The following is a 14,235-nucleotide window of genomic DNA, read 5'->3' as shown; positions in this document are numbered from 1 at the left end:
GAACCTCGCACGGGGGACAAGTCGTACCTCCTGTGCCAAGCAGGGGGTTCGACGGATAAGGTCCCGAACTAATGGCAGCAGGACGAGAGCGGCGCGCGGCAGCCGATACGTTCACGGCCCGGTTGAGGATGCAGTGGCACCGGGTCCGCGTCGGCCTGCGCAGAAGCGCCGTGGACTACTTCCGCGGCGACGGCTCGGACTGGGTCGCGCTCGCGGGTCTGCTCCTGACCATCCCGGTGATCGCGGCCATCACCTTGATGAACTCGGTGTGGTGCTCACCGGCCGCACTGGTCCTCCCGATCGTCGCCGGCGGTCTGCTGCTGCGCCCGGCGAGCCTGCTCGGCCTGTACGCGGCGGCTGCGACCGCGCTGATCGTGGAGTCGGTGCGGCTGGGGCCGTACACCGAAGGTCCGTCCCGGGTCACCCCGGGCGTGGTCCTGGTCGTGGCCGCCTGCGGTTTCTTCGGCCTGCTGATCGCCCAGTTCCGCAGCCGGGTCGGGGTGCCCTGGCGGCGCGGCGGCACCATGCTGTTCGACCTGCGCGAACGCATCCGCGTACAGAGCAAGCTGCCGCACCTGCCCCAGGGCTGGCACCGGGAGATGGCCCTGCGTCCCGCGGGCGGGCAGTCCTTCTCCGGCGACTTCGTGGTCGCGGCCCGCACGAACGGCGGCCGGACGCTGGAGGTCGTCCTGACGGACGTCTCCGGCAAGGGCATGGACGCGGGATCGCGTGCGCTGCTGCTGTCGGGGGCGTTCGGCGGCCTGCTGGGGTCGCTGCCCCCGCACGCCTTCCTGCCCGCCGCGAACGGCTATCTGCTGCGCCAGGACTGGGACGAGGGCTTCGCGACCTCGATCCACCTGGTCCTTGACCTCGACTCCGGCGACTACGAGCTCTACTCCGCCGGCCATCCGCCGGGGCTGCAGCTCAGCGCCGGCAGCGGCCGCTGGGAGGAGAAGGCCGCGGAGGGCCCTCTCCTCGGTGTCTACGACGGCGCCCAGTTCGACCCCGTCAAGGGATCACTCCGCCCCGGCGACGTCCTGATGCTCTTCACCGACGGCCTGGTGGAGACGTCCGACCGGGACATAGTGGAGGGCATCGACCGGCTGACGGGGGAGGCCGACCGGTATGTGGCCGGCGGCTTCCACGGCGCCGCCTGGCACCTGATCGAAGCGGTCGCCAAGGACGTCAACGACGACCGGGCGCTGCTGCTGATCTGCCGGGAGGGCCCGACGGCCCAGGCGATGCCGCGCTAGCCGTTCGTGCGCGGGCAGGGGTGCGTACCGGTCACCCCGGCCCGGCTCCCGGCGCTGCGCCGCGCCCGCCTCGCCGCCCTCGTCCACGGCGCTCGTCCACGGTCCTCGTCCACGGCGCCTTCGCGGTCACGGTCGCACGGTCGTCGTGCTCGGTTGCACCGCGGCCCGCCTCCCGGCCCACGTGGCGCTGCGGCGCGCCACACTGGGGCAATGACCGACGAGTTGACCCTGGCCGAGGTCGAGGCCCTCGCCCGCGCCGCACACGAGGGCCAGACCGACAAAGCCGGCCGGCCCTACGCCGAACACCTGCGGGCCGTCGCCGATGGCGTACGCGCGCGGGGCGGCGACGACGAGCAGATCGCCGCGGCCTGGCTGCACGACTCGGTCGAGGACGACGCGCTCTCCGCGCAGTGGCTCGACGAGGCCGCCCTGAGCCGCCGTACGAAGGACATCGTGCTCGCCGTCACCAAGCGGGCCGGGGAGCCGCCCGAGGCGTACGCCGGGCGCATCCTCGCGACCCCGGGCGCCCTGCTGGTGAAACAGGCCGATCTGGCGCACAACGCGGACCCGGCACGCCTGGCGGTCCTCGACGAGGCGACCCGGAAACGACTGACCGAGAAGTACGCGAGGATGCGCGCGTTACTCGGTCTGCCGGCGTCCGGCTAGGCGCTGACCTTCTCCCGGGGAGCCGCCGCCTTCTGCTCGCGCTCGCGCGCCACCTCGGCCGCCTCCCGCCGGAACGCCCAGTTCATGTCGGGCTCCATCACACACCGGAGGACGCGGCGCACCGGCGCGGTGCACAGCAGGGTGACGGCGAGCGCGGCCAGGGCGCTCACGAAGAGCTCACCGGCCGGACGGTGCAGCCAGGGGTGGTCGAACCAGCCCGCGAAGTCCGCGCCCTTGATCAGGAAGCCGTGCAGCAGATAGCCGTACAGCGTGCCCGCGCCGAGTGCGGTGAACCACATGCGCCGGCCCGGCACCCAGGCGAAGAAGCAGGCCGTCAGCAGCAGCGAACTGCCGAACATGGCCAGCACCATGACGGGTCCCGTCCACCAGGGCGCGCCCATCTCCTGGACGGCGTTGCGGTGGTAGAACCACTCGGTGGCCATGCGTGGCACCGCCCACCAGCCGACGGCGAGGGCGGCGGCGAACACCGGCACCGCCGCGATCCGCATCGAACGCCGACGCACCATGCGGAAGTGCTCCGGCTTCATGACCAGGCCCAGCACGAAGTACGGCAGGAACTGCAACACCCGCTGCAGGTCCAGGTCGTCGCCGATGTCCGGGGTCACGGACGCCAGCATCGCGATGCCGAGCGCGAGCGGCAGCGGCCACCGCACCAGCTTCCAGATCGGCGTGGTCAGCCGCCAGATGAACAGCGCCACCAGGAACCAGGTCAGGAACCACGGGTCGAGGAGGCTGATCTCCATGCCCGGGTCGTGGTCGGCGTAGCGCTTGAAGAGGGAGTACGCCGTCTCGAAGACGATGTACGGCACGGCGACGCCGGTGACGAGCCGCTTCAGCCGGTCCGGGCGCATGTCGAAACTGCGTGAGAAGAAGCCGGAGATGACGATGAACGCCGGCATGTGGAACGAGTACACCACCGTGTACACGCCCTCCAGGATCCGGCTGTCCCCCTTGAGCGGTTCCCAGGAGTGCGCGACCGCCACCAGGACGATGGCCAGGTACTTGGCGTTGTCGAAGAAAGCGTCACGCTGTTTGTGAGACGGAGGGTCCTGCGGTGGGCGTGGACGGGGGACTGCGTCGGCGGCGGCTGAAAACATCTGAGGCACCCTAGTCCCGGCTGTGTGTCTCCGTAAAACCAGTCGTCTCGTTGCTGCTTGTTCACTTCTGAGCCGTCTTCAGGCGGCCTGGATTGTCGTGATTAATCCCGTCGAAATGCCTCATAACCATGCCCGTCGCACATCTGTGTCGATGCTTCGAAAACCCTGCGGACGGAATGTGCGGACGCGGTGACCGGAGACCGAAAGGAACCGGCCAGGGGGTGCGGCGCGTGTATCGGCATGGCCAAACGTTGCCTCACCGGCCGCATATGCGGGCCGCGTTGGTGGCACGATGGTTCTGGCGGGGGTCGCGGGGTCGCGTCCCCGGGCCGGGAGAGCGGGACCGACCGAGGGTGTGATCAGTTGTGGCCATTTCGCTGTCAGTGGTGCTGCTGTTGGGGATCATCCTCGTGGTGTTGATCCGGGGAGGCTCCATCAAGGCAGGCCCCGCCATAGTCGCGGTGCTCTTCGGCTTCTTCCTCGCTTCGACCGGCATGGCCGACGACATCCAACGCTTCCTGGACTCGATAGCGCAGACCATCAACTCGATCCAGTTCTAGCCCCGTCACACGGGACAGCCACACCAAAAGGCCTCCGGCCCGATCCCCTGGGGGACCGGGCCGGAGGCCTTCTCGGAGCGGGCGACGGGAATCGAACCCGCGTAGCTAGTTTGGAAGATCGCGTATGCGGATGTGGCCTGACCTGGCGAGACGGTGACCTGCAAGTTCTCGGGCTGCTCGCCTGTGTTCCCCGCTACTCCCCGCCGGTCGCTGCTCGATCGGGCACGCGGAGGACACGGGGCGGGGCCTTCTGCTCGCTGCCTTGCGATCTACAGCTCACCCCACTCGGGGACACACGTCATGCGGTGAGCCGGTACGACGGGTTCGCTCGGTAGCGGATCGATTCCGCGGACCCGTACGGCCACGATATCCGTGAGGATGGGGGATCGCCCCGGAAGCCTCGTCAAACGCCACCTGAAGGCCTCTGGGACGTCTTTGGCGGGCAACTCCACCATGGCGAGGCTGACCCATCGGTCGTAGTTCGTGGGATATATGCGAACCAATACGCCACATTCGGGGCAAATAGGTGGCTCGATCCATGTCACGTCGTCGGGGGCAGGATCCGGTCTGGGGGCGGCTGTGGCCCCATCGGCTTCGGCCATCTCGTTGGCGAAGGTGTTCCAGCACCCCTCGCAGTAGCTCGCCATGAGGCCGAACCGTCCGCGCTCACGCACGGCGCGGCTGGTCTCCCCGCAGCGATGGCATGCCAACTGGTCACGATCCCGAATCGCCCCCATGTGTTTGAGTGTGAGCGAATCTGACCGGGTCCCAGTAGGTCGCGATTTGGCCGTATTCGACGATCAAGGGTTCGGATGGCCATCCATGCCCGGTATGAGCTCGATCTGAGCGGTGCCCTGAGGAGGCGTCACCCCTCGAAAAGGGATGGGCTCGCCAGTCTCTGAGTCGGTACGATCCGCCTGGCCATGAGTCGTTTAGCGGCCCAAGACGTCGCTCGGGGGTTCGCCCCTACGCGGAAACCCCGGTTCGAATCCGGGCCATGGCCACCTTCGGCACATCCCGCTCGGCCCGTGCTGGCCTGTCATCTCGATGTGAACTACGGGCGCGGAGGTCGCTGAGGTCTCTCGACCTGGCCACGCGGGTGGTAACCGCTTAGAACGGTCGCTTGTGGCTGCCACGGTTGCTGTACTGCCCTGCTGTTTTGCCCATGTCGCTGCTTCACCGCGTCGCTGTGAGCACTGCGGCGATTCAAGGTGGTCGTCCTTGCGAACCGCACCTGCGCAATCAGCGCGAGCCGTAGGGTTGGTCGATGGCGACGAGCTGGTGGATGTTCGGGCTTGGCGTGGCGACGGGAGCGCTGGGCACCGGTGTATCCGGAGCTAGTTACGTTCTAGCGCTCAAGAAGGATCGCCGGGAGTTGGCCGACAAGGTCAAGGCGGAGCAGGCCCAGCAGCGCAGGGACGTCGCTGAAGCATCGTTGGTAACTGTGACGGTTCGCGGGTCTGGAGGCTCTGTGGCCGTAAAGATCATGAATGACAGCGATCTAGCAGTGCTTCGCGTGGAGCTGTTGGACATCCGGCGGGAAAGTGCCGAGCCAACCGAAACCTGGACCGTAAACCAGAACATGGTGCCGCGGCCGATGGCGATGCGTGAGGTGCTCAAGGCACACACCGCCATGGAAGTGCCAACGTGGCTTCTGGACTCAGACGGGAATCGTGTACCGGTACCGGAGGCCGTGGAGTACGTGGTCCGCTTCTGCGACACATCCGGGCAGTGGTGGCTGAGGGACGCAAGCGACGGGCCTCCTCGCCCGACCGAGATGCCGTGATCGGCAGGTGACTGACCTACGCGCACGGCTCCGGAGGGCGCTTCGGTCCCAGGCATGTGTGCTGGCCAGAGGTCCGCAGGTGACCTATGGAGGGTCGCTAGTCCACAAATAGTCCACTGCCGGTTGCTGTCACACTGGCCCGCGACGGCAGCTCTACAGGGAGTCGCGAGCCTTCCATGAATCATCATGCCAAAGATATTCAGTAAACCCGTCCATGCCGTAGGTTATGAAAGGCTGCTCACCGTCAGTGATTCGGATTAGTTCGCGGTGTCCGTCGATTAGTACGGGCAATTCGAGATGCCAACTGTAGCGTCCGATCTCCGCCATCACGTAAACATAGAACTGCTCGACATCTCCTGACGACAAGGTTACGCTTCGTGCCTCGATCGGCCCCCCCTCAGGATTGACCCAGATTGCAGTGCCCATTTCCAGGTTGATCTGGATTCGCCGGGGGTCCATCTCTGCCCCACCGACTGGACTGGTGGCGACAAGACCTTTCGGTGGGGTGCCGATTGGAAGCGAGTCTCGCCGCACCTTTGGAGGGTTTACCACGACTGTTGCGATCTGGCGTGAGGTGATTGTGATCTTAAGGACTGTCACGTATGCATCAGCTCCGCCCAAGCCTTGAGCCCATGAATGCCAATCGGTAGGATCGTCGGGGGCGCTGGCTGGAAGTTCTGGCAACCAAACTGAAGATCCGACCCACCTAGGGAATCCGGCATAGATGACGGATGGATCTCGATCAACGTGGATACTCACCGGCTTGATTTTGTAGATTCGACGCGACAGTGCTTCAAGCCGTTTTGATAGCGGATGAATCGCTGGCGTTAGAAGGAGCATGACGATTCCACCCGCGACTGCGGCGTAAAACTTGTCCACCTGATCCCCGATCATGTAATGCCGTGACTCTGGAGGATAGCAACGAGGTCGGCGGAGTGACTTTGGCCGGGAGCTGCTTTGGGGGGAGTGATCATGGCCCCGTAAGCTTCCGGCGCGTCGGGCAGTCTGTGGACCTGCCCGTTAAAGCACGACGTTGGGGCCATGATCTTCGAGGCTCCCCCCAAAGTGGCTGGCTAAAGTCGCGGAGCCGACCGCCCCAGCCACGGGGCAACGGCCCCGGTAGCGAGGTAGCCCGCGGGGAACCGCCGCCGCGATCCGGCCTCTTCGGTAACCCAACGCGTCGTTGGCCTGGTGTGCGGCAATCCCCTGTACCTCATGGCCCGGTGCTGGGTTTTTGGCCGCTGCTGGTGGCGACGGGCGGGCGACGGTGCGCGGCCGGTGGCGGAGACATAGAGGCGGCGCGGCGGCGACCGACCGGCGCCGCCGCGCGTGCGCGGCCCCTCGGTCCTCTTGGATCGATCCCGACTCTGTTGGGCGGCTCGGGTCTCATGGTCTTGATGGGGTGTCTCGTGCTCGTGCGCCTTATGGGCCCTGCGGGTGCTGCTGGGTCTTCCATCTCCAGGCCGGATCGCGGCGGTGGTTCCCCGCGGGCGTGCCTTGCGTCACTGGAGGAAGATCCCCAGGTCTTAGGACGGTTGGTGCTCGCGGCCGGAGCATGACGGCCGCGAGCGGAGCGAGCCTTGATGAAGTAGGGAAACTCCCACCGCGCGACTGGGCGGCCTAGATCACGGCGCTCCGCTCGGCCAAGGTTCGCAGCGACTCGGGGACGCGAGGCTCTGAGAGCTGGACCAAGTCGCGGATCAACTCGCGGGCCAAGTGATGATCGTGGATCTGTTCGGGCGCCTGGGCTTCGGCCTCCAGGAGTGCGGCTGTGGCCTCGCCGACGTGTCGCCGCTGCGCGTGAGCTCGCGCCACGTCAAGCAGGAAACGTGACTGTCGCTCGGGCGAAAGCCCTGATGCGTCAACATGCTGGGCCACCTCCAGGGCAAGCCCTGCGTCTCCCAACTCCACTGCTGTGCTAACGGCGTGGATCTCGACGTTCGTCGGTCCGAACTCCGTGTCGTAGTCGTTGCGGTCCCCACCCAACCGCGCTGCGATTCCTCGCGCTCGGTCGATGTGCTCATGGGTCCGTCCTCGGTTGCCCTCGCGCGCGTTGATCACTGCAAGAACGAGGTTCATCGCACCGAACAGCGACAGTTCTTCAGGCGGGCACGTTGGGACTTCTGTCCTCGGAGCCATGACGGCCGCCGCGGAGTTCGCTGCCTGCTCGGCCTGCTCCATGTGCTGTTGGCGCATGAAGGCGTGCGCCATGCGGAACAGACTCGCGACGACTTCCAGCGGCTGTCCTGCAAGCTCGGCTGCTTGAAGTGCCCGGTCGGCCGCGACCCATGCTGCGTCTGCCTGATCTTGCCGGGTGAAGCTCGCTGCGGCCACCTGGTAGGCCTTGGCGCGTAGGGCGTGAAGTTCTGTGCGCTCGGCTGCTGGCGCGTGCCGTACCGCGGCCTCGATGCGCGGGAGTAGCTTGGCGAGGTGATCGCTCAGCGCCGCGTAACTCGATGCGTGCACGAGGGTCCACGCTTCGCCTACCTGCTGGCGGAAGTCGGCAAGCGACGGAGCTGGTTCTGTCGGTGGCTGCTGGAAGAGACTGCCCAGTGCCGGGTGACCGGTGAGGGCTACCCGCAGGCCGTCCAGGTCGTTGCTCCTCGATTGCTCCTCCGGCTCCGCTTCCTCTGTTGGCGCAGCGTCCAGCCCTAGTTCGCGGACGGGCACGTTGAGCGCATCGGCGAGGCCTTGAAGGACTGAGAGCCGCTCGACGGGCTGTACGCCCCGCTCGACCTGTGAAACCCAGCTCTCAGAGCGGCTCATTGTGGCGGCGAGGTCGCTCTGCGACATGCCTGCGGCGCGGCGCAGCTCCTTCACCCTCTGGCCGAGGGTTTTGGTTTCGATGGCCGTCACTTCTTGGCTCCGGTGGGGTACTTGCCGGCGTACGGCTGAAGGCGGTCAACCTCGGTCTTCTCGACGTACTTGGAGCGTTCGGCTAGGAAGTGACGAGTGTGAGGCTGGCGCTCGTGCTCCACGAAGGCGGCGTGATCGGCGTACAGCTCGAAGAAGATCCGCTCATTGGGTGCGCCCTCGACCTCGTGGCACGCATAGACCAGCGTGCCGGGCTCGTGCGCCTGGATCCCTGCGGCAGTCTCTCGGATCAATTCGTCGAACGCTTCGCCTGCTCCGTCGCGCAACGTGAAGCGAACAAAAAGCCCAAAGTTAGTCATTACGTCCTCTTTTCTGTCGCACTCAGTCTCGCAGACTCAGACTTCTCCTACCAGTCGCAGTTTTTCTGTTGACTCGCAGTTTTTCTGCGAGTAGCTTCGGTGGTGTCGAACAGAAAGAGCCCCGGCCTGCGTGCCATCCGCCAAGATCACAACGCAGTCCGGAGCCTCATCCCAAAAGGGAGACTCCATCATGCGTCAGATTCCCGTCGAGACCTCCGGTGCCACTGTGATGGTGGCCCAGGCCCCGGAGCCCAAGGTCAAGGACCGGCGTACCGGCGAGATCGCCGTCGACACCGAGACAGGCGCGACGCTGATGACCGTGAACGTGATGTTCGCGGCCAACGGTGACGTCGAGATCCTCACCATTACCGTCCCGCAGCCGGGTATCACCGGTGAGCTGGCGATGGGCACCCCGGTCGCGCTGACCGGCCTGATCGCCCGGCCGTGGGAGAACGAGTTCAACGGCCAGAAGCGGCACGGGATCGCCTTCCGTGCGGTCGCCGTCACCTCGCTCGCCGACGCTTCCGCGAAGCCGAAGGCGGCCTGAGCATGCTGAAGCTGTTAGGGATCGCGCTCGCGGTCCTGGTCGGGCTGGCGCTGCTGCTGAAGTGGCGCCGCCCGGTCTGGTACTGGCTGAGCTTCGGCGTCACCCTCGCCGTTGTGCGGGTGGCCTTCCGGTACGCGGCCGTGATGGAGGCCTGTCACCTGACGGTGCCTGCCTCGCGGATGCGCCGGGCGCTGGCCCGCTGGATGAAGAAGCCTGTTCCGCAGCAGCGGGTGCCGCGGCTGTTGTGGATCCGCCCGACCCGGACCGGGCTCCGGCTGCGGATCAGGCTGTGGCCCGGCCAGGACGCCTTCGAGTTCGCCGCCGCCTCCGACCGGCTGCGCCACTCCTTCGCCGTCCATCAGGTCACCTCCCGCGAGATCAAGCCCGGCGTCATCGAGATCGCGCTGACCGGCTACGACGTGCTGAAGCGGGTGCAGATGCCCGCCGTCACCGACCGCGGCCTGTTGAAGATCCCGCTCGCCCTGGTCGAAGACGGCGGCGTGCACTACCGCGACTACCGCGAGGTCCCGCACGCAATCACGGTCGGCGCCACGCAGTCCGGCAAGTCGGTGACCCAGCGCACCGTGATCAAAGAACTCGCTGCGCAGCCGGTCGCGCTGGTCGGCATCGACTGCAAGAAGATCGAACTCGGCCCGTTCGCCCGCCGCTTCTCCGCCCTCGCCGACAACCCCGACGACGCAATGGAACTCCTGGAAGCCCTCGTCGGCCGGATGGAGATCACCTACGACACGATCCGCCGCGAACAGCGGATCAGCGCCGACACCCCCGATGGGGAGATCGCCGCGAACATCTGGGACCTCCCCGAGGATCTGCGCCCGATTCCGATCGTGGTCACCATCGACGAGATCGCCGAACTCGCGCTCAGCACGAAGAAGAACGACCCGCGCCGCGACCGGATCGTCAAGGCCCTGGTCCGCCTCGCCCAGCTCGGACGCGCCGCCGGGATCTTCCTCGACATCTACGGCCAGCGCTTCGGCTCCGAACTCGGCGACGGCATCACCATGCTCCGTGCCCAGCTCACCGGGCGGATGGTGCACCGTGTCAACGACGAGTCGACGGCCAAAATGGCGTTCGGCGACATCTCCCCACACGCGGTGTTCGCCGCCACTCAGATCCCCAACAGCCGCCGCGGGATGGCCGTGGTCGGCTACTCGACCGGCGAGTGGGTGCGCATCCGCACTCCGCACACGACCATGCGCCAGGCCGTCGCCGCCTGCAACAAGCACGCGCATCTGGCCCCGGATCTCCCGGAGTTGGCCCGCTTCCGCCCGCTGCTCGACCTCGCCCCCGTCGAGGCACCCGCGGTGACCGAAGCCGCCTGAACTCTCTCCCTGTTCCACGGTCGGCGCGACCGCTTCGCGCCGGGTCCCTACCCGTCCCATGCCCGAAACAGAGGTGATCGTCATGACCGTGATCCCGTTCCCGGAACGCACCCCGGAGCCGGGCCCGGTTGACCCGCTGGAATCCGCTCTGCTCTCCGCGTGGAACAACTCGCCGGACGAGATGGACGACTACCGCGACGACGAGCCGCAGGACACCGACTCGAAATGGAGCTGGTGACCGGCATGTGCCCTCGCTGCGACGACTTCGCCCGCACCGTGCGGATGCTCGGCTCACTCGCCCTGTACGCCGACGGTGACAGCGCCGACCTGCTGTTCGTGGAACTGGTCGGCCCGGCACTGGCGGCGTCCCTGCCGGAGCCCCCGCCCGGCTTCCTGCCGCCCGGCTACGACCCGACCGACGGGCCGGAGTACCCCGGCGAGGAGTGGACGCCGTGACCGCCGCGAAGAAGCCGACCACCCGCCGCCGCACCGCCAAGCCACTGCCGGAACCGGTGAAGTGCCCGACCTGTAAGGGCTCGGGTGAGGTCTCCCGCACAGTCCGCGTCGGGCGCAAGCAACGCCCGGTCGGCCAGCAGACCGGCCTGTGCCTGGCCTGCCTCGGCTCCGGCGAAGCCCCCACCGACTGAACCCGCCGGAACGGGGCGGCCGGACTCGATCCCCGCCCCGCCCCGGCCCAACACCCCTGAAGGAGGTGAAGACATGACCCGCTCGATACGACCGGATGCCGTCCTGATCCAGGCCGTGATCGCCGGAGCCTTGTCCTTCGCCCACCTGCACGACCTCGCCGCCGCGGCCGGACAGACCGGATGGAAGGCCTGGGCCTACCCGATCAGCGTTGATCTGCTGCTGGTCGCCGCATGGCGACGGCTCCGCTCGGACGGCCCGTCCCGGCTGGCCTGGTGCTGGTTCCTGATCGCCCTGGTCGCCTCGCTCGGCGCCAACGTCGCCACCGCCGGATTCCTCGACCTGGACCAGCCGCCCGCCCTGCTCCGCCTCGGCGTCGCCGGATGGCCCGCGCTGGCCTTCCTCGGCGGCACACTCCTCGCTCACTCGCCGACCACCGCCGGGGACCGGGTGCCGGTTCCGCCGGCGCCCGCAGCCCCGGCCCCCGCACCCGAAATGGAACGCGAATCCGCCCCCGTCCCGGCTCCGCACGCCGCTCCGCTCGCCGCTGGCGAAGAGTCTCCGGCCTTGCCCGCCGTCGCAGAGCCTGCCCCGGCCCCTCCGGTGCCTGCCGCGCTGGTTGCTCATGCCCGGAAGGTCGCCGACGACCACCAGACCCGGACCGGATCGCCGATCGACACCGACACCCTGCGCGCCCGCCTCGGCGTACCCGCCCACATGGCAGACGCAATCGCCGCCCAACTCACCTGACACCGAACGGAGTTGACCCCTGATGGGCTTCTACCAGATCTGGAACGAGATGCACCGCGTGGGCACCACCGCGATCGGCGGCGGACCCGACCGGCGGACCGGAGAAATGAAGTACGTCGCCGCCTGCGACGCCGAGGACTGCGGCTGGTCCTCCGGCTACGACTCCTACGAGGCCGCCATGGTCGCCGCCCGCGGCCACCGCTGCCCCGTCCGCTGACCCGCTAAAGGGAGACCGCTCATGTCCGTGCCGCTGTGGTTCTTTATCGCCTGCCTCGGCGTGGTCGGCGTCAAGCTCATCCGCCCGCCCTGGTGGCTCGTCCTGGTCCTGCTGATCGGCGGCTACCTCCTCGCCGACAGCTTCCTCGCCCCCGCCATCGACACCGCAACCAAGTAAGGAGACCACGCCATGATCCGACCCAAGATCCCCGTCAACCCGACCCCCACCGGCTACGCCCAGCCGCCCGCCGTCATCCAGCCGACCAGCATCACCCCCGGCACCCCGGTCATACCGCCCGCCCCGATGGCTCCGGCTCCGGCACCCGCCCGGCCCACCGTGCAGCTCACCCCCGGCGCCGTCGTCGCCGTCGCCGGGATGGGCACCGCCGTCGTCCTCGTGGTCGGCGCCGTCCTGGTCTCGATGCTGCTCGCCGTCGCCATCACCGGCGCCTCGGTCGCCATCTGCGCCCTGGTCATCCGCTCGATCCTCGCCAGCGACACCCGACGCTGACCGGCCCCCGGAGCGGCCTTAACCGCCAAGTCTCGTCCGCTCCGGGCGCCGTCCCTGTCCGAACCAAAGATCCGGAAGGAACCTCCATCATGACCGGCCACACCCCGGCCCCGCACACCCCGGCGCGGATCTGCCCGAACTGCCACGGCTTCGCCACCGCCGCCATCACCTCCGGCGGCCGTGACCACCGTGGTCACCTGAACACGATCACCGTCGACTGCCCGGCCTGCCACGGCCACGGCACCACCCCGCTCCCCGCCGTCCAGCTCACCGGGGGCCGCGCATGACCGACACCGCGACCTTCGCGGGCCTGGATCCGGCCACCCTCGCCGACACACTGCGAGTGGCCGGGTCTCCGGGCTTCGACCGCTGGCAAGACCAGATCAAGCGAACGGGCGGCTGCTCCGACCCGATCCACCTGACCGGCTGGACCCTCCACAAGGACAAGACGACCGGCGCACTCCTGCACCGCTACAGCACCGAGAATGAGCCCGGCGGACGGCTGCGCATCGCCTGCGGCAACCGCCGCGCCTCCCGCTGCCCGGCCTGCGCCTTCACCTACGCCGGAGACACCTACCACCTCATCCGTGCCGGGCTCGTCGGCGACGACCGCCGCGACATCCCCGCTACGGTCCGGGATCACCCCCGGGTCTTCGCCACCCTCACCGCCCCCTCGTTCGGCCCGGTCCACAACCGGCCCGACCGCGGTGCCTGCCGCTGCGGGGCACAGCACACCCCCGACGATCCCGCCCTCGGCACCGCCCTGGACCCGGCGACCTACGACTACGCGGGCGCGGTGCTCTTCAACAACCACGCGAGCGAACTGTGGATGCGCTTCGCCAACCGGCTGCGCCGCGAGATCGCACGGCGGGCCGGACTCACCCAACGCGAACTCGCCGAGGTCTGCCGGGTCTCCTACGGCAAGGTGGCTGAGTTCCAAAGGCGCGGCGCCGTCCACTTCCACGCCGTGATCCGCCTCGACGGCCCCGACGGACCCGACTCCCCGCCGCCCTCGTGGGCCTCGGTCGGCCTGCTCACCGACTCGGTCCGTGCCGCGGTCCGGCACTCGTACACGAGCGTCAGCGTGCCCGCCTCCGGCGACCAACCCGCCCGCACCTTCTGCTGGGGCCGCCAGCTCGACATCCGCCCCGTCAAGGCCTTCGGCGACGGCTCCGAGCTGACCGAACAGGCGGTCGCCTCCTACGTCGCCAAGTACGCCACCAAAGCAGCGGAGACGACCGGCACCATCGACCGCCGCGTCGGCAACAAGGAAGTGCTGGAACTGCTCGGCGTCCCGGATCATCCCCGGCGGCTGATCGAAGCCTGCCTGGATCTGCACGCCCTTTATCCGGACCGCAAGCTGCGCGACTGGGCGCACATGCTCGGCTTCCGCGGCCACTTCAGCTCCAAGTCCCGCCGCTACTCGACCACCCTCGGCGCGCTCCGGCAGACCCGCGCCGACTACCGCGCCGCACAAGAACGCCAAGCCCGCGGCCTCGACGACATCGAGCCGGACACCGTCCTCGTGCTGACCGACTGGCAGTACGCCGGACACGGCCACACCCCCGGCGAATCCACCCTCGCCGCCACCATCGCCCGCGACATCCAACGGAACCGAGAGACAGCCCGCGAAGAACGGCTTAATGACGACCTGGGGGAGGGATGAG

General features: G+C 68.0%; 20 protein-coding genes and 1 tRNA gene. 16 read left to right on the top strand and 5 right to left on the bottom strand.

Annotation, left to right across the window (positions count from 1 at the left end; translation table 11 throughout):
* The first annotated feature begins 71 nt into the window (after window positions 1-71).
* The gene (locus ABZT93_RS04380; protein ID WP_356098719.1) at window positions 72-1,253 is read left to right on the top strand and encodes a PP2C family protein-serine/threonine phosphatase; all 1,182 of its coding nucleotides are present in this window, start codon (window positions 72-74) and stop codon (window positions 1,251-1,253) included.
* A gap of 210 nt (window positions 1,254-1,463) precedes the next feature.
* Entirely contained in the window at window positions 1,464-1,919 is a 456-nt protein-coding gene (locus ABZT93_RS04375) for an HD domain-containing protein (protein ID WP_356098716.1), read from the top strand.
* Here ABZT93_RS04375 and ABZT93_RS04370 read toward each other — a convergent pair.
* Window positions 1,916-3,037, bottom strand: coding sequence for an acyltransferase family protein (locus ABZT93_RS04370; RefSeq protein WP_356098713.1), 1,122 nt, complete (start codon window positions 3,035-3,037; stop codon window positions 1,916-1,918). The two genes, ABZT93_RS04375 and ABZT93_RS04370, sit on opposite strands and share 4 nt — an antisense overlap.
* Before the next feature lie 365 nt (window positions 3,038-3,402).
* Here ABZT93_RS04370 and ABZT93_RS04365 point away from each other — a divergent pair, with 365 nt between their 5' ends.
* Window positions 3,403-3,597: a hypothetical protein gene (locus tag ABZT93_RS04365; RefSeq protein WP_356098710.1), complete on the top strand. Its 195-nt coding sequence runs from the start codon at window positions 3,403-3,405 to the stop codon at window positions 3,595-3,597.
* Window positions 3,598-3,866: 269 nt separating this feature from the next.
* Here the strand turns inward: ABZT93_RS04365 and ABZT93_RS04360 are convergent, their stop codons facing one another.
* On the bottom strand, window positions 3,867-4,199 hold the full coding sequence (locus ABZT93_RS04360) for a DUF6083 domain-containing protein (protein WP_356099771.1): 333 nt from the start codon (window positions 4,197-4,199) through the stop codon (window positions 3,867-3,869).
* Between the two features lie 317 nt (window positions 4,200-4,516).
* Between ABZT93_RS04360 and ABZT93_RS04355 the strand changes: the two genes are divergently transcribed.
* Window positions 4,517-4,601 (top strand) — tRNA-OTHER (locus tag ABZT93_RS04355).
* Window positions 4,602-4,864: 263 nt separating this feature from the next.
* Window positions 4,865-5,383, top strand: coding sequence for a hypothetical protein (locus tag ABZT93_RS04350; RefSeq protein WP_356098705.1), 519 nt, complete (start codon window positions 4,865-4,867; stop codon window positions 5,381-5,383).
* A 153-nt stretch (window positions 5,384-5,536) separates the two neighbouring features.
* Here the strand turns inward: ABZT93_RS04350 and ABZT93_RS04345 are convergent, their stop codons facing one another.
* The 3 genes from ABZT93_RS04345 to ABZT93_RS04335 all read right to left on the bottom strand — a co-directional run bounded on the left by ABZT93_RS04345 (window position 5,537) and on the right by ABZT93_RS04335 (window position 8,556).
* On the bottom strand, window positions 5,537-6,262 hold the full coding sequence (locus ABZT93_RS04345) for a hypothetical protein (protein ID WP_356098702.1): 726 nt from the start codon (window positions 6,260-6,262) through the stop codon (window positions 5,537-5,539).
* 741 nt (window positions 6,263-7,003) lie between these two features.
* Window positions 7,004-8,239, bottom strand: a complete 1,236-nt coding sequence (locus ABZT93_RS04340; RefSeq protein WP_356098699.1) for a helix-turn-helix transcriptional regulator — start codon at window positions 8,237-8,239, stop codon at window positions 7,004-7,006.
* Window positions 8,236-8,556, bottom strand: a complete 321-nt coding sequence (locus ABZT93_RS04335; protein WP_356098695.1) for an antibiotic biosynthesis monooxygenase — start codon at window positions 8,554-8,556, stop codon at window positions 8,236-8,238. The genes ABZT93_RS04340 and ABZT93_RS04335 overlap by 4 nt, the downstream gene beginning before the upstream one ends.
* A gap of 190 nt (window positions 8,557-8,746) precedes the next feature.
* Between ABZT93_RS04335 and ABZT93_RS04330 the strand changes: the two genes are divergently transcribed.
* The 11 genes from ABZT93_RS04330 (at window position 8,747) to repSA (ending at window position 14,234) form a co-directional block, all read left to right on the top strand.
* The gene (locus ABZT93_RS04330) at window positions 8,747-9,103 is read left to right on the top strand and encodes a hypothetical protein (RefSeq protein ID WP_356098692.1); all 357 of its coding nucleotides are present in this window, start codon (window positions 8,747-8,749) and stop codon (window positions 9,101-9,103) included.
* A 2-nt stretch (window positions 9,104-9,105) separates the two neighbouring features.
* Complete coding sequence (locus tag ABZT93_RS04325) at window positions 9,106-10,446, top strand: FtsK/SpoIIIE domain-containing protein (RefSeq protein ID WP_356098689.1); 1,341 nt, start codon at window positions 9,106-9,108, stop codon at window positions 10,444-10,446.
* Window positions 10,447-10,528: 82 nt separating this feature from the next.
* Window positions 10,529-10,684 (top strand): hypothetical protein, encoded by a 156-nt coding sequence (locus ABZT93_RS04320; RefSeq protein WP_356098686.1) that lies wholly within the window; start codon window positions 10,529-10,531, stop codon window positions 10,682-10,684.
* A complete protein-coding gene (locus ABZT93_RS04315) occupies window positions 10,672-10,902 on the top strand; it encodes a hypothetical protein (RefSeq protein ID WP_356098683.1) in 231 nt (76 codons plus the stop codon). The genes ABZT93_RS04320 and ABZT93_RS04315 overlap by 13 nt, the downstream gene beginning before the upstream one ends.
* Window positions 10,899-11,093, top strand: a complete 195-nt coding sequence (locus ABZT93_RS04310) for a hypothetical protein (protein ID WP_356099811.1) — start codon at window positions 10,899-10,901, stop codon at window positions 11,091-11,093. The genes ABZT93_RS04315 and ABZT93_RS04310 overlap by 4 nt, the downstream gene beginning before the upstream one ends.
* Before the next feature lie 73 nt (window positions 11,094-11,166).
* Window positions 11,167-11,841: a DUF2637 domain-containing protein gene (locus ABZT93_RS04305; RefSeq protein ID WP_356098680.1), complete on the top strand. Its 675-nt coding sequence runs from the start codon at window positions 11,167-11,169 to the stop codon at window positions 11,839-11,841.
* Window positions 11,842-11,863: 22 nt separating this feature from the next.
* Complete coding sequence (locus ABZT93_RS04300) at window positions 11,864-12,058, top strand: mobile element transfer protein (protein ID WP_356098677.1); 195 nt, start codon at window positions 11,864-11,866, stop codon at window positions 12,056-12,058.
* Between the two features lie 21 nt (window positions 12,059-12,079).
* A complete protein-coding gene (locus tag ABZT93_RS04295) occupies window positions 12,080-12,235 on the top strand; it encodes a hypothetical protein (RefSeq protein WP_356098675.1) in 156 nt (51 codons plus the stop codon).
* 12 nt (window positions 12,236-12,247) lie between these two features.
* A complete protein-coding gene (locus tag ABZT93_RS04290; protein WP_356098672.1) occupies window positions 12,248-12,568 on the top strand; it encodes a SpdD-like protein in 321 nt (106 codons plus the stop codon).
* A gap of 89 nt (window positions 12,569-12,657) precedes the next feature.
* Window positions 12,658-12,855 (top strand): hypothetical protein, encoded by a 198-nt coding sequence (locus tag ABZT93_RS04285; protein ID WP_356098669.1) that lies wholly within the window; start codon window positions 12,658-12,660, stop codon window positions 12,853-12,855.
* On the top strand, window positions 12,852-14,234 hold the full coding sequence (repSA, locus tag ABZT93_RS04280) for a replication initiator protein RepSA (RefSeq protein ID WP_356098666.1): 1,383 nt from the start codon (window positions 12,852-12,854) through the stop codon (window positions 14,232-14,234). The genes ABZT93_RS04285 and repSA overlap by 4 nt, the downstream gene beginning before the upstream one ends.
* Window position 14,235 lies beyond the last annotated feature (1 nt).

Source organism: Streptomyces sp. NPDC005303 (genome assembly GCF_040607335.1).
In the GTDB taxonomy this organism is placed as follows: Bacteria; Actinomycetota; Actinomycetes; order Streptomycetales; family Streptomycetaceae; genus Streptomyces.
Note: the sequence above shows the minus strand (reverse complement) of the source record. Positions and strands in the feature narration are given on the sequence as shown.